Raw genomic sequence first — 13,600 nt, 5'->3', positions numbered from 1 at the left:
CTTGGGGTTCATTGGGACAGATCCTTCTTCTTTGACCGAAAGACCCCCTTATGAACACCCCTCTGATTGCCCTTGGCCTTGTCGCCCTTGCTGGTTGCGCCGTTGCTTTGCAAACCCCGATGAACGCTGCCCTTGGCCGCAGCCTTGGCAGCGGGGTCGCCGCCGCTGCCGTGTCATTCGGTGTTGGATTTCTGGTGTTGCTGGCCGTTCTCGGCCTGTCCGGCGATCTCGCGTCACTTGGGCGGGTCGCCACCACGCCACCTGTCTTTCTGGTTGGCGGGGCATTGGGGGCATTTTATGTCTGGACCGTACTTTGGGCGATCCCGACCCTGGGCGCGCTGACCACGATCACCGCACTGATCCTCGGGCAACTGTCGGCGGCGCTGTTGATCGACGCCGCCGGTCTGTTTGGTCTGGCCGTACAGGCCATCACTCCGACCCGCCTCGCCGCAGCGGCATTGGTCGGGGCGGGCGTTGTTTTGTCGCGGTTTTAGATCGCAGCCTTGCGCATCTCGTCAAGGTAGATTTCCCGCAGGCGCGGGGCCACACGCCCCGGCGTACCATCGCCCAGCGCAACACCGTCGATCTCCACCACCGGCATGACAAAGGCACTGGCCGAGGTGGTAAACGCCTCATCGGCCTGTTTCGCCTCGTCGATGGTGAAGTTGCGCTCTTCCACTTCCATCTGCGCCTCTCGGGCAAAACGCAAAACCGCCGCGCGGGTGATCCCGTGCAGAATGTCATGGCTCAGGGCGCGGGTGATGATCTTGTTGCCCTTCACGATATAGGCGTTGTTCGACGTGCCTTCGGTGACAAAGCCATCCTCGACCATCCAGGCATCATCACAACCTGCCTTCTTGGCCATCATCTTACCCATCGACGGATAAAGCAGCTGCACTGTCTTGATGTCGCGGCGACCCCAGCGAATGTCATCAATCGAAATAATCTTGGCACCACGCTTGGCCGCAGGACTATCCGCCAGACCCGGTTTGTTCTGCGTGAACAAAACAATGGTCGGTACCGTGGTTTCAGGGTCAGGGAAAGCAAAATCCCGATCGCCATCCGATCCGCGCGTGATCTGCAGATAGATCAAACCCTCGTCAATCTCGTTCAAACGCACCAATTCTCGGTGGACTTCAAGCAGATCCGCCTTGCTGATCGGGTTTTTCATCTCCAACTCGTTCAAGGATCGGCTCAGCCGTACCGCATGACCGTCAAAATCAATCAGCTTACCATCCAGCACCGATGTCACCTCATAGACACCGTCCGCCATCAAAAAGCCGCGGTCAAAGATGGAAATGCTGGCTTCGGTTTCTGGCAGGTATTCGCCGTTTACATAAACTGTCCGCATGATGTCTTAGCCCCAAAGTCCGGCCACGGGCGGATGCACCCCGGCCTTGTCAAAAATCAAAGGTTCATCGCGGTCTTCGGCCAACAGAAGCGGGCCGTCAAGGTCTACAATTTTGGCCCCCTGCGCCACGAGGGTCGCGGGCGCCATGGCCAATGACGATCCAACCATGCAGCCAACCATCACATCATAGCCTTCGGCGCGGGCGGCATTCCGCAACGCCAAGGCCTCGGTCAAACCGCCGGTCTTGTCCAGTTTGATGTTTACCACGTCATATTTGCCCTTGAGTTTGGGAAGGCTGGCACGGTCATGGGCGCTTTCATCCGCGCAAACCGGCACGGGCCGGTCCAGCCCGATCAGCGCGTCATCCTCGCCGGCTGGCAGAGGCTGCTCCACCAGGGCCACACCAAGGCGCTGCAAATGCGGGGCCAGATCGGCATAAACTGCAGCGGACCACCCCTCATTGGCATCCACGATGATGGTCGATTTGGGTGCACCGGCCCGTACGGCCTCAAGCCGGGGCATGTCATCGGGCGTGCCCAGCTTGATCTTCAACAAAGGCCGCTGGGCATGTTTGGCCGCCTGCGCCTGCATCTCGGCAGGGCTGGCCAGTGACAGGGTATATGCTGTGATCTCTGGCCCCGGCTGCGCCAGTCCCGCCAATTGCCAAACCCGCTTGCCGGCTTGTTTGGCCTCAAGATCCCACAGCGCACAATCTACCGCATTGCGTGCCGCACCCGCTGGTAGCAGATCGTAAAGTGCCGCGCGGGTGATATCGCCAGGCAGCGCCTCGATCTCGGCGGTGACACTTTCCAAGGTTTCCCCATAGCGAGCGTAAGGCACACATTCGCCCCAGCCCGTGAGGCCGCCCGCATGCAAGCGCACAGTCAGAACCTTTGCCTCGGTCCGCGATCCGCGCGAGATGGTGAACACCTCCGCCAGCTTAAAGACGTCCCGCGTCACTTCGATGCGCATACCGGCTCCTTCATTTGGCCAAAAAACTCAATCCCCCGCGCGGGGCTTGGTGCAGACTTACAATGCCTCCAGCGCTTCGGCCAGCCGCGCCGCGCCGTGGCGGAACGGATCCACCGCAGGCAGGCCCATCTCCGCCTCGACCTTTGCAAGATAGGCGTTTGCCTCGTCTTCCGACATATGTTGGGTATTGACGGAAATACCCACGACCTTACAGGCCGGATTGGCCACTTTGGCCAGGGTCAACGCCATATCCGACACCGCTTGCATGGTCGGCAGCTGGTATTCCGGAAGGCCGCGCATGTGTTTGCGTGTGGGTTCGTGGCAAATGATCAAAGCGTCCGGTTGGCCGCCATGGATCAGCGCCATCGTGACGCCCGAATAACTAACGTGGAACAGGCTGCCCTGCCCTTCAATGATATCCCAATGGTCCTCATCATTGTCAGGGGTCAGATATTCCACTGCACCAGCCATAAAATCGGCAATCACAGCATCCAGCGGCACACCCGATCCGGTGATCAGAATGCCGGTCTGGCCGGTGGCGCGGAAGGTGCTGTTCACACCGCGTTCCTGCAACGCTTCGTCCAGCGCGAGCGCCGTGTACATCTTTCCGACCGAACAATCGGTGCCAACCGCCAGCACCCGTTTGCCGCTGCGCTTGACCCCATTGGCAATCGGATATTGAACGTTCGGCACCCGCACATCGTGCAAGGTGCAGCCGTTCACCTGGGAAGCGGCGACAAGATCGCCCTCGTCATGCAGCATGTTGTGCAGGCCGGAAGCCAGATCAAAACCCATACCCAGCGCCTCGATCAGCACCTCTTTCCAGGCCTGAGAGATCACGCCGCCCCGGTTGGCCACACCGATCACCAGCGTTTTGGCGCCGGCCGCCTTGGCTTCTGCCAATGTCAGGTCTTTCAGACCGACATCCGCCTTGCAGCCATCCATGCGGAACTGGCCCACGGCATTTTCCGGCCGCCAGTCCTTGATGCCCTGCGCCACTTTCGCGGCAAGTTGGTCCGGTGCATCGCCGAGGAAAAGAAGATATGGTGTTTCGATCATGGCGGTCTCCTAGCGTTGAGTTTCAGCACATATTGAAGCACGATTGCCGCAAATCCTTTGCGAGTCTGCGGTCAAATTCAGAAACTGCGCGATAATCTCTCGCTCAATAAGATTCCGGCGCGAGATTTTTGCATGCCGCAACTGCGAATGCTGCATGTGCGAAATCAGCCTTGCAGGCCGCGGCGCAATTTAATACCAGATAAACCCAGAGCAAACGCAACAATATTACCGCAAGGAATCGCCCATGTCTTTCCGCCTGCAACCTGCCGCCCCGGCCCGCCCGAACCGCTGCCAGCTTTTTGGCCCCGGATCACGCCCGGCAATCTTTGAAAAAATGGCCAGTTCTGCTGCGGATGTCATCAACCTTGATCTTGAGGACAGTGTGGCACCTTCGGACAAAGAAAGCGCTCGCGCCAACGTGATTGCCGCCATCGGCGATCTCGACTGGGGCACCAAGACTCTTTCGGTGCGGATTAATGGCTTGGACACGCCATATTGGTATCGCGACGTTGTGGACCTGATGGAACAGGCTGGCGAACGGCTTGACCAGATTATGATCCCCAAAGTTGGCTGCGCGGCGGATATCTATGCGGTCGACGCATTGGTGACCGCGATCGAAGCGGCCAAAGGGCGCAGCAAACGGATCTCTTTTGAGGTGATCATCGAATCGGCGGCGGGCCTGGCCCATGTCGAAGAGATCGCGGCCAGCTCACCGCGCTTGCAGGCGATGAGCCTTGGCGCCGCCGATTTTGCTGCCTCGATGGGCATGCAGACGACCGGCATCGGCGGCACACAGGAAAACTATTACATGCTGCGCGACGGTGAAAAGCACTGGTCTGATCCATGGCATTGGGCACAGGCCGCGATTGTAGCCGCATGCCGGACCCATGGCGTGTTGCCTGTAGACGGCCCGTTTGGCGATTTCTCCGATGACGAAGGCTTCCGCGCGCAGGCCCGCCGTTCAGCGACCTTGGGCATGGTTGGCAAATGGGCCATTCACCCAAAGCAGATCGGCATCGCCAACGAAGTGTTTACGCCGTCCGAAGAAGCAGTGGCGGAAGCGCGGGAAATTCTGGCTGCGATGGAACAGGCCAAGGCAAACGGCGAGGGCGCGACAGTTTACAAAGGCCGGTTGGTCGACATCGCCAGCATCAAACAGGCCGAAGTTATCGTGCGTCAGTCCGAAATGATTGCAGGCTGATACATCGGATCGCTTGCGCGATCCGACAGGGGCGGGGCGTTGCCCCGCCTTTTTTCACGCGTGGGTGATTTCGGCGGTTGGCAACGGGTTTCACGCCCCAGACCCGGCGTCGCTACTGGGATTTCACACCTCCAGACCCCCGTGGAGGTTTTCCGGCCAAATGAAGGGGGTCAGGCGCGTTCGTCTTTGGGGGAACCCATCACAACGTAAGATGTGATGCCATTCACTTGCGGCAAAGCACCCAGCATGTCGGTGTGAAAGCTCTTGTAAGCTTTGAGGTCCGCGCATTCTACGCGCAGCAGGTATTCAATTGTGCCGGTGATATTGTGGCATTCACGTACTTCTGGGGCATGCGAAATCGCACGCTCAAAGGCCTCTTGGCTGGCTTTGGAATGATCTTTGAGGCCGACGCCCACATAGGCCACAAACCCCGCCCCCAGCGCCGCCCGGTCCAGCACCGCACGGTAGCCGGTGATCACGCCGCGCTTTTCCAGATCCTGCACCCGGCGCAGGCAGGCAGAGGGCGACAGGCCCACCTTGTCAGCCAGTTCGATATTGCTGATCCGCCCATTGCGAGATAACTCTTGCAATATCTGTTCGGAAATTCGGTCAAGAACCGCCATATATTGTCCAAATCTTGTAAAGAACCTCCAATTCACAATTACGCGGCGCGGAATATCTGTCAAACATTGCGTCATGAATCTTGATGTCATTCCCGCGCTTGCGCTTTTCGCCTTTGTCAGCTCCGCCACACCGGGGCCGAATAACCTGATGTTGATGGCCTCCGGTGCAAACTACGGGTTCTTGCGGACCATTCCGCATATGCTTGGGATTTCTGGTGGTTTCATGGTGTTGATGCTGTTGACCGGTATGGGGCTGGTGCAAATCTTTGACCTCTACCCGGTTAGCTACACCCTGCTGAAGATCGCCAGCGTCGCCTATATGGTTTATCTGGCGTGGAAGATTGCCAATGCCGCCCCGATCGAGAAACGATCCGCAGAAGGCCGCCCGATGACATTTCTGCAGGCGGCAGCCTTTCAATGGGTGAACCCGAAAGCCTGGGCCATGGCGCTGACCGCGATCACCGTCTATGTGGCGGATCAGGGGGCGTTGATGCTGCTGGCGGCGGCGCTGTGTTTTTCCACCGTCAATCTTCCATCAGTCGGGGTCTGGACCATTCTGGGCCAGCAGATGGCGCGGTTTCTAACCAATCCGGGGCGGCTCAGGGCATTTAACTGGACCATGGCGGCCTTGCTCATTGCCTCGCTTTATCCTGTTCTGGGCCTTGGTGGGTGATCAACGCACCGCGGCGCGTTGCAAATGCCCCAAATGCCCGCCATATATCATGGCAAACAGCCGGAGCACCCAATGACCCAATATCTGGATTTCGAAAAACCCTTGGCCGAGATTGAAGGCAAGGCGGAAGAACTGCGCGCATTGGCGCGGGCGAATGAAGAGATGGATATCACCGAAGAGGCCAAGGCGCTTGATGCAAAGGCCGCTGCTCTGCTGGAGGAACTCTACAGCGACCTGACCCCTTGGCGGAAATGCCAGGTGGCGCGGCACCCCGAGCGACCCCATTGCAAAGACTACATAGAGGCGCTGTTCACAGAGTTCACGCCGTTGGCGGGAGACCGCAATTTTGCCGATGACCTGGCGGTGATGGGCGGGTTGGCGCGTTTCAACGATCAGCCGGTGATGGTGATTGGTCACGAAAAGGGCAATGATACCAAGTCCCGGATTGAACGGAACTTCGGCATGGCCCGCCCCGAGGGCTATCGCAAAGCGGTGCGGCTCCTGGAGCTTGCGGGCCGCTTTGGCCTGCCTGTGGTGACACTGGTCGATACCCCCGGCGCCTATCCCGGCAAGGGTGCAGAGGAACGTGGGCAGTCAGAGGCGATTGCGCGCTCCACAGAGAAATGCCTGCAGATCGGCGTGCCACTGGTCAGCGTGATCATCGGCGAAGGCGGTTCTGGCGGCGCGGTGGCCTTTGCCACGGCAAACCGAGTCGCGATGTTGGAGCATTCGGTGTATTCCGTCATCACTCCCGAAGGTTGCGCCTCGATCCTGTGGAAAGACAGCGAGAAAATGCGCGAAGCGGCAGAGGCAATGCGGCTGACGGCCAAGGATCTCAAGAAGCTGGGCGTGACAGACCGGATCATTCCCGAACCCAAGGGCGGTGCCCATCGGGATGCCAAGAAGACCATCGAAGCAGTGCGCGGCGCCATCGCCGAAATGCTCAAAGAGCTAGAGGGCAAGGATGGCAAGGCGTTGATCGCGGACCGGCGGCGCAAGTATCTTGATATTGGCGGCAAGGGGCTGGCGGCTTGATCGCTAGTCAAATTTGATCCGAAAGCGTGGTCCGATCCCGTCAAGCGGCTCAAATCCGGCGGCCAGATAGATGCCCTGCGCGGTGACGTTATCTGGATGGGTGCCAACGGTCATATAGCGGCACCCTTGGTCCTTCGCTGCGGCAATACTGGCATCAATCAGTTGCTTGCTCAGCCCAAGACCGCGTGCCTGCGGGCTGACAAACAGATGGTGCAGGTCCATGCCCCGCACACCGAATTGCAGCTGCGCCATTGGGCATAAAGCGGTATATCCCAGCAGCACCTTGCCTTGCGCGGCCACCAACACCGTCAGCCACGGTGCGGCGCCCATCACATCCCGTTCAAGGGTGGAAAGGGTCACGGCGGCCGTGTCCTCGTGATGGGCCGCGAGCCCCTTGATCATCTCAAGGACAGCCGGAAGATCGGGCGCAGCAACGGGTCTGATAGTGATGGATGACATTTGTTGTTCCTAGGGGCAGCGCTGCACGGCACAAAGCCGCGCAAGGCGGCCAGTGTTCTGAAATTGCAAGGAAAGGGCCGCGACTAAATAGAGCGGCGATAATAAGCGATATGTCTGTGCGCGAGCATGGGTGCACCTTGCGCGATGGTGTGGCGGTGGTCAAGTGGGCGGATGAGCCGTCCATCCCCGAATTTGTGATCACACTTGAATTGAAACGGCTGTCGCGCATCCCCATATCAATAGATGAGGGAGCCACAGACCCCTTCTTTGCGTTCTGCGCTCCTTCTTTCGCCTGAGAAAAGGAGCATGTCATGTACAAACGTATCCTCACCTCCGCCCTGCTGTTCGGGATGGTCGCGACGGGCCCTCCCGCTGCGGCAATGACCTGTGCGCCGCGTGTCGATCTGGTGGATCGGCTCAGCACGGAATTCAACGAAACACTGACCGCCACAGGCCTTCAGAATGCCCGCTCTTTGATTGAGGTCTGGTCCTCCGTGGGCGGCGATAGCTTTACCATATTGGTCAGCCATCCAAACGGGATCAGCTGCGTTGTGTCTGCCGGCAAATACTGGACAACCATCACGCCCGCACCTGCGCCCGACAAGGAAGGTGTTGCCGGTTAACTGGCCAGCATCCGCAAGCCCTGGGTCACATCGGATCGCACGGCAAGGCGCAAGCCCGGTTCATCCCCCGCCTTGAGCGCAGCAATGATCAACCGGTGGAATTGCGGTGGATCGGTGCGGCGCAGGCGGCCGTAAAGCGCCCGCATTGTTGGCCCCATCTGGAGCCAGACGGTCTCGGCCATCGCCAGCATCGCCGGCGCCTGTGCCCGCAGATAAAGCGTGCGGTGGAATTCCAGATTGGTGCGGATGTAGCTGACCGCGTCGCGGTGGGCGACGGCCTCAGATATGGCGTTATTGATGGTTTGCATCCGGTCAATCAGCGCCATATGCGCACGCGGCAATGCCCGGCTGGCCAGTTCGACCTCTATCAAGGCGCGCAGCGCGGCCAGCTCTTCGATCCGCTCATTAGACAGCTCCGGTGTGCTGATCCGGCCAGAGGTGGACATCGTCAAAGCGCCTTCTGCGACCAGCCTGCGCACGGCCTCACGGGCGGGCGTCATCGACACCTCGTATTCCTTGCCAATCCCCCTCAGGGTCAGCGGGTGACCGGGGGGCAAATCTCCATGCATGATCCGGCTGCGCAACCCGCGATAAACGCGGTCATGGGCGGGCGAGGTTGCATCGGATGGACGGGCGGTCAGGGTCATATCTGTTTGTGATCACAAAACCGAGCACCGTCAAGTCCCGCTTGCCTGTTTCATAGCGGCATCGCCATTTCAAACTGTTGCACAAGCGGGCGAGCCTCACAGGCCCGCATGAACGCGGCAAAGCTCGCATCGCTCGCATCTGCATTGATCACCAGCAACTCCGCCACTTGGAGCCGCCGGCCCGCAGCCGTCAACAGCGCCCGCCCAAGACCCTGGCGGCGCAGCGCGGGCCGCACGGCAAGTTGGGCAACGCTCGCCCTATCCTGATAAAGCGCCAGATACCCGGCAAGCTGATCCCCGTCCCAGGCCGCGAGGCACTGCAGATTGTCGCCTGCCGCCTCAAGCGCGGGACTATCATTCTGCCAAGAGGGCCGCCATTGCCAAAGGGTCGGGGCCGTGGCGGAAATGTCTGACAAGGGGCAAAACCTGATTTCGAATGCGGTCTCCGCGCTTGAGGAGGGCGCGGTCAGTGAATAGCTGTTCAGATCACGCTGGGTCTGCAGGCCAAGGCCCTGATAAAGCGCAATTGCCGCTGGGTTGTTCTGCAAGACCTCCAGCTGAAACCTGCAAACGCCACGCGCCTTCAGGACCTCGAACGAACGGGCCGCCATCGCCCGTGCCAAGCCCTGCTTACGAAAGGGCGGGCGGGTGCCGCTGCTCGCCAGATAGGCCGCTTGCCCCCTGATGGCAGTGAGCCAAAGCGCGGCGATTTCGTCTCCCTGTGTTGCGACAACCGCGCTGGCCAGATCAACGCCGCGTTGACGCAAGAAAGCCTCGAACCCCGGCAGATCCTGTTGCAGAGGAACCGGATAATCGGAAAAGGCGTCATTCATTGCTGTCAGAAGCTGCGCGGCGGAAAAGCGATCCGCGGGTTGGAGATCAAACATCAGCGGTCCTCCCCAAACCGATAACGATGTAAATCACTGCCGTGTTGGCGCAACCACCTGCGCGGCGCTTTGTAGTCACCGTAGATCCGTTCAACTCCGGCCCAGAAGGCGGCGGAATGGTTCATCTCGGCCAGATGCGCGACCTCATGTGCGGCGACATAATCCAGCACTTCGGGCGGTGCCATAATCAGCCGCCAGGAAAACATCAACGCACCGTCACTTGTACAGCTGCCCCAACGGGACCGGGTGTCGCGCATCGTGATCCGGCCATAGCTTTTGCCAAGCAATGCAGCATAGTCATCGCAAGCACCCGCCAGCCGATCACGCGCCACTTCCTTGAGATAAGCACCAAGCCGCACGGCCACCCGATCCGGGGCCCCGGGCACGGCGATACTGTCCTGCCCGATCTGCACGCCGCGCCCCTGCCCCGGCACGATTCGCAACATCTGCCCGCCCACTGGCAGCGCCGCGCCCAGTGCAACCGGCACGTCCTCGCCGCGTGCCTCAAGATGTTTGCGAATCCATGGCTCCTTGCTGCGGGCAAAGGCCATCGCCTCGGCTTCTGCCAGCTTGGCGGGCATGGTCAATGTCACTCGGCCGTCCAACTGGGAAATCCGCAAAGAGATCCGTTTTGCCCGCGCAGAACGCCGCGTCAGCAACACAATTGGCGGATCGCCGGGCAGAATTGGGTCGGTCATCAACAGGGTCCAATTGGCAACAGTCGGCTAAAGCCTTTGACAGTGCCACCCTCATATGGCACTTGGCCGGAATCATCTATACGCAACCGAAAATTCGAAGAGGGGTGTTCCATGCCCAAAGAAGAATGGGGAACGAAGCGCCTGTGCCCCACAACGGGCAAGCGCTTCTATGACCTGAACAAGAGCCCGATCGTTAGCCCCTACACCGGCGAAGTACTGGAAGTAGACGCATCCAAATCCCGGATGATCGCGGCCGACGCCGAAGATGCCGTCACAGCCAAGGCCAAGGAAGCCGAAGTCGACGAGGATGTAATCCTCGATGACGACGACGTCGATGTAGATCTGGATGACGATATTCTGGACGATGATGACGACGATAGCGACACTGTTCCGCTAGACGATATTGCGGACGTGGCATCGGACGACGACGATTCCTAAAATTCGGGGGCGGGAGGTGGATTTTCCACTTGATCCCGCCTTCGCTTGCGCCTAGACACCGGCGCATCCACTAAGGTCACAGACCTGAATGGGGCATTAGCTCAGCTGGGAGAGCGCCTGCATGGCATGCAGGAGGTCAGCGGTTCGATCCCGCTATGCTCCACCAAACCCTTCCCTTCCAGCACCTTGATACTTATCGCACCTCACAAGGGCTGACTGTCGCCCGTATTCCATTCCGATTTGCTATTGTTGCGCACCAAATGTTCACGTATTGTTCTCTCACTGCAGTCATTGAAAAAGGGTTTGGGCGCATGCTGAAGGGAAGTTGTTATTGCGGGGCCATCGAGTTTGCTTTGGACGCGCCGCCGACGACGATGGGCACCTGCCATTGTTCGCGCTGCCGCAAGGCCGGGGCCAGTGCGATTGTCTTTGTGAAAAAGAACGATTTGCGTTGGATCAAAGGCAAAGACAACGTGCAGGCCTTTGTCCCTGAGGCGCCTTACAAATACCCCAGATGCTTTTGCAAAACCTGTGGCACCTCTCTCGGCGAAATCCTGTCAGAGGAGGACAGCTTTCCCATCTCGGCCAATGCCTTTGACGATGAATTGCCGATCAAGAACGGCTTTCATGAACATGTGAACGAGAAGCCGTCTTGGTACGAAATTTGCGACCCCTCGGAACCGCCGGCAAAAGGCTAAGCCTCTGCCGGATCATGTCTTGGCAAGCTGACTGACATCCTCAAGACAGCTTGCAACCTTCCCTCGGATCAATTGGTAAAAAACCCAGTTCTTGATCCGTTTGCTGCGCACAAAGCCGGCATCCTGCAAAATCTTCATATGATTGGTCACAGTCGGCTGTTTAAGGCCAATCTTCTCGGTGATGAAACCGACACAAACGCCGTCCTGCACCAAATCGCCATCCACTTGCGGCGGAAAGAACCGCTCCGGATCAGCCAACCAATGCAGGATCAGCAATCGGTTCTCGTTCGCCAAAGCCTTCAGTGGGCCAGCGATTGACACAATTTCGGCAAGCGTATAGTCATTCATCTATATAGATTCTCCACTATGCAGGTGTGCTATGCCACGGACGCAGGATGACTACAACTTTGTGCATTGCGACGTCTTTGCCAGCCAACCCTATGCAGGCAACAGCCTTGCGGTTTTTACCGATTGCGCCGGGCTCAGCGCCCAGCAGATGCTGCGCATGACACAGGAAATGCGCCATTTCGAATCCATATTCCTCAGTCAGGATCAAGATCGCATCACGGCACGCGTCTTTGATCTGTTGGAAGAACTGCCGTTCGCCGGACATCCGTTGATTGGCGCGGCCTGCACATTGCATCGCGCCTCGGGCGACACTGCACCGCAAACATGGGCCATTACGCTAAACGGTGGCCGAATGGTTACGATCCGCACCGCGTTGGAGAATGGCATATACACCGGCACCCTCGATCAAGGTGCCCCGGATTTCATCGCCGTTCTGCCCATGGGCGCAAAGCCCGGCTTTGCGGATGCGTTTCATCTCGCCGAGACGCAGATGGCCGATCTGCCATTGGAGGTGATCTCGACAGGGCTGAAGTATTTGGTGATCCCGGTAAGCCGCGGCTTGGATCAGGCGCGGATCACCGTGGATGATCTTGATCAGCAATTGGCCGCAGTTGGCGCAGAATTTGCCTATCTTTTCGACGTAGACACCTTTGAAGGGCGGCATTGGAACAACGATGGTGTGATCGAGGACGTCGCCACAGGAAGCGCGGCGGGAGTGGTCGGGGCTTATGCGTTAAAACACGGGCTGATCAATGCGGGCGACCCCGTCACCCTCAGGCAAGGGCATTTCATGGGCCGCCCGAGCCAGTTGCAGGTGACGGCCTATGGCACCCCTGATAGCATCACAAATATCTCCGTTGCAGGGCATGTTGCCTTTGTGGGTGAAGGAAAGGTCTGCGCTCCATGATCCCCATGTTCCAACCAGATGATATCGCCCCGCATCTGGACATCGCTGCCCTTCTGCCCGCCGCAAAAGACGCCTTTCGCGCCATTTCAGATGGCAGTGCACAGGCGCCCGTCTATGTGTTGCATCCCAATGACATGGCAGACATTCACGTCAAATCCGCCTGCCTGCCCGATTGCCCGATCTTTACGGTGAAAATGGCGGGTTGGTCACAGGTGCTGATCGATCGCGGAGAACCGGCCTCCAGCGGATTGATCGTGGTGTTTGACAGCATCACCTGCAAACCGATTGCGATCCTGCAGGACAATCACCTGATTTCGGACTATCGCACTGCCGCAGCTGGCGCAGTTGTCGCCGAATTGTTGGTCCCGGTCGATGCCGCCAATGCATTGGTTGTCGGCACTGGAATGCAGGCGCGTTTGCAGGTTGAGGCATTGCTGTTATCGCGCAGCGTGCAGCAAATTGCCGTCTGGGGGCGCGATCCACAAAAGTCCGAGCAACTGCGCGATGATCTGGCCAAGACCCACCCTGAAACAGAATTCTCACTCGCAGGCGATCTTGCAGAGGCCGTGCCGCTTGCCGATGTCATCCTCACCGCCACTGCCGCCAAAGATCCGGTGATCGACGCAAATTGGCTTCGGCCCGGCCAACACATCACCTCCGTTGGCTCCGATGACGCAACCAAATGCGAGATTGACCCGCAGGTGATGGCACAGGCGACTATCTTTGTAGATGCCTGCACCTCGGGTGAAGCGTTTGGATCACCCCATCGGGCGATCGCGCAAGGGATTATCACGGCAGATGACCTGACCGAGATTGGCACCTGTTTGACACATGGTACAGTGCGCGACCCCAAGGGCGTCACCCTCGCGTGCCTGAGCGGTCTGGGCATTCAGGATCTCACCGCCGTGCGCCACCTTTGGCAAAAGATCCAAGCCGCCGCGCAACTGGACCTCACCGGCAAAGCCGTTACATAGGGAAGGT

The 13,600-nt window shown here is 58.9% G+C and carries 18 protein-coding genes and 1 tRNA gene; 10 read left to right on the top strand and 9 right to left on the bottom strand.

The window, feature by feature from the left end; all coding sequences use genetic code 11:
* The first annotated feature begins 50 nt into the window (after positions 1-50).
* The gene (locus K3754_RS02305) at positions 51-494 is read left to right on the top strand and encodes a DMT family transporter (protein ID WP_203209224.1); all 444 of its coding nucleotides are present in this window, start codon (positions 51-53) and stop codon (positions 492-494) included.
* Here K3754_RS02305 and K3754_RS02300 read toward each other — a convergent pair.
* Genes K3754_RS02300 through dgcN form a run of 3 tightly spaced genes read right to left on the bottom strand, consistent with a single transcriptional unit; the run spans position 491 to position 3,382 of the window.
* The gene (locus K3754_RS02300) at positions 491-1,351 is read right to left on the bottom strand and encodes a D-amino-acid transaminase (RefSeq protein ID WP_203209225.1); all 861 of its coding nucleotides are present in this window, start codon (positions 1,349-1,351) and stop codon (positions 491-493) included. The genes K3754_RS02305 and K3754_RS02300 overlap by 4 nt on opposite strands.
* Positions 1,352-1,357: 6 nt before the next feature.
* A complete protein-coding gene (dgcA, locus tag K3754_RS02295) occupies positions 1,358-2,323 on the bottom strand; it encodes an N-acetyl-D-Glu racemase DgcA (protein WP_259940544.1) in 966 nt (321 codons plus the stop codon).
* A gap of 57 nt (positions 2,324-2,380) precedes the next feature.
* Entirely contained in the window at positions 2,381-3,382 is a 1,002-nt protein-coding gene (gene dgcN, locus K3754_RS02290) for an N-acetyltransferase DgcN (RefSeq protein ID WP_259940541.1), read from the bottom strand.
* A gap of 244 nt (positions 3,383-3,626) precedes the next feature.
* Here dgcN and K3754_RS02285 point away from each other — a divergent pair, with 244 nt between their 5' ends.
* Positions 3,627-4,583, top strand: coding sequence for a CoA ester lyase (locus K3754_RS02285; RefSeq protein ID WP_203209228.1), 957 nt, complete (start codon positions 3,627-3,629; stop codon positions 4,581-4,583).
* A gap of 170 nt (positions 4,584-4,753) precedes the next feature.
* Here K3754_RS02285 and K3754_RS02280 read toward each other — a convergent pair whose 3' ends face one another.
* On the bottom strand, positions 4,754-5,206 hold the full coding sequence (locus tag K3754_RS02280) for an Lrp/AsnC family transcriptional regulator (protein WP_203209229.1): 453 nt from the start codon (positions 5,204-5,206) through the stop codon (positions 4,754-4,756).
* A 73-nt stretch (positions 5,207-5,279) separates the two neighbouring features.
* Here K3754_RS02280 and K3754_RS02275 point away from each other — a divergent pair, with 73 nt between their 5' ends.
* On the top strand, positions 5,280-5,879 hold the full coding sequence (locus K3754_RS02275) for a LysE family translocator (RefSeq protein WP_203209230.1): 600 nt from the start codon (positions 5,280-5,282) through the stop codon (positions 5,877-5,879).
* Between the two features lie 72 nt (positions 5,880-5,951).
* Entirely contained in the window at positions 5,952-6,914 is a 963-nt protein-coding gene (locus K3754_RS02270) for an acetyl-CoA carboxylase carboxyltransferase subunit alpha (RefSeq protein WP_203209231.1), read from the top strand.
* 3 nt (positions 6,915-6,917) lie between these two features.
* On the opposite strand, the gene K3754_RS02265 is transcribed toward K3754_RS02270, so the two are convergent.
* Positions 6,918-7,373 (bottom strand): GNAT family N-acetyltransferase, encoded by a 456-nt coding sequence (locus tag K3754_RS02265; protein WP_259940535.1) that lies wholly within the window; start codon positions 7,371-7,373, stop codon positions 6,918-6,920.
* A 311-nt stretch (positions 7,374-7,684) separates the two neighbouring features.
* Between K3754_RS02265 and K3754_RS02260 the strand changes: the two genes are divergently transcribed.
* Positions 7,685-7,996, top strand: coding sequence for a hypothetical protein (locus tag K3754_RS02260; protein WP_259940532.1), 312 nt, complete (start codon positions 7,685-7,687; stop codon positions 7,994-7,996).
* On the opposite strand, the gene K3754_RS02255 is transcribed toward K3754_RS02260, so the two are convergent.
* From K3754_RS02255 to K3754_RS02245, 3 genes are read right to left on the bottom strand one after another with little or no spacing between them, the layout of a single operon-like run.
* Positions 7,993-8,643 (bottom strand): GntR family transcriptional regulator, encoded by a 651-nt coding sequence (locus K3754_RS02255; protein WP_203209234.1) that lies wholly within the window; start codon positions 8,641-8,643, stop codon positions 7,993-7,995. The genes K3754_RS02260 and K3754_RS02255 overlap by 4 nt on opposite strands.
* Before the next feature lie 50 nt (positions 8,644-8,693).
* On the bottom strand, positions 8,694-9,530 hold the full coding sequence (locus tag K3754_RS02250; protein ID WP_259940529.1) for a GNAT family N-acetyltransferase: 837 nt from the start codon (positions 9,528-9,530) through the stop codon (positions 8,694-8,696).
* On the bottom strand, positions 9,530-10,228 hold the full coding sequence (locus K3754_RS02245) for a M48 family metallopeptidase (protein ID WP_259940526.1): 699 nt from the start codon (positions 10,226-10,228) through the stop codon (positions 9,530-9,532). Before K3754_RS02245 ends, K3754_RS02250 begins: the two co-directional genes overlap by 1 nt.
* Before the next feature lie 111 nt (positions 10,229-10,339).
* Between K3754_RS02245 and K3754_RS02240 the strand changes: the two genes are divergently transcribed.
* The 3 genes from K3754_RS02240 (at position 10,340) to K3754_RS02230 (ending at position 11,364) form a co-directional block, all read left to right on the top strand.
* Complete coding sequence (locus K3754_RS02240) at positions 10,340-10,666, top strand: TIGR02300 family protein (protein ID WP_203209237.1); 327 nt, start codon at positions 10,340-10,342, stop codon at positions 10,664-10,666.
* 90 nt (positions 10,667-10,756) lie between these two features.
* A tRNA-Ala gene (locus tag K3754_RS02235) sits at positions 10,757-10,832 on the top strand.
* Between the two features lie 145 nt (positions 10,833-10,977).
* The gene (locus K3754_RS02230) at positions 10,978-11,364 is read left to right on the top strand and encodes a GFA family protein (RefSeq protein ID WP_203209238.1); all 387 of its coding nucleotides are present in this window, start codon (positions 10,978-10,980) and stop codon (positions 11,362-11,364) included.
* A gap of 12 nt (positions 11,365-11,376) precedes the next feature.
* Here the strand turns inward: K3754_RS02230 and K3754_RS02225 are convergent, their stop codons facing one another.
* Positions 11,377-11,712 carry a helix-turn-helix transcriptional regulator gene (locus tag K3754_RS02225; protein WP_259940522.1) on the bottom strand — a complete coding sequence of 112 codons (336 nt, stop codon included), beginning with the start codon at positions 11,710-11,712 and terminating at the stop codon, positions 11,377-11,379.
* Positions 11,713-11,743: 31 nt separating this feature from the next.
* On the opposite strand from K3754_RS02225, the gene K3754_RS02220 reads away from it, so the two are divergent.
* A complete protein-coding gene (locus tag K3754_RS02220) occupies positions 11,744-12,619 on the top strand; it encodes a PhzF family phenazine biosynthesis protein (protein ID WP_259940519.1) in 876 nt (291 codons plus the stop codon).
* Positions 12,620-12,624: 5 nt separating this feature from the next.
* On the top strand, positions 12,625-13,593 hold the full coding sequence (locus K3754_RS02215) for an ornithine cyclodeaminase family protein (protein WP_259940516.1): 969 nt from the start codon (positions 12,625-12,627) through the stop codon (positions 13,591-13,593).
* Positions 13,594-13,600 lie beyond the last annotated feature (7 nt).

It is taken from the genome of Sulfitobacter sp. M368 (assembly GCF_025141875.1).
GTDB lineage: Bacteria > Pseudomonadota > Alphaproteobacteria > Rhodobacterales > Rhodobacteraceae > Sulfitobacter > Sulfitobacter mediterraneus_A.
Note: the sequence above shows the minus strand (reverse complement) of the source record. Positions and strands in the feature narration are given on the sequence as shown.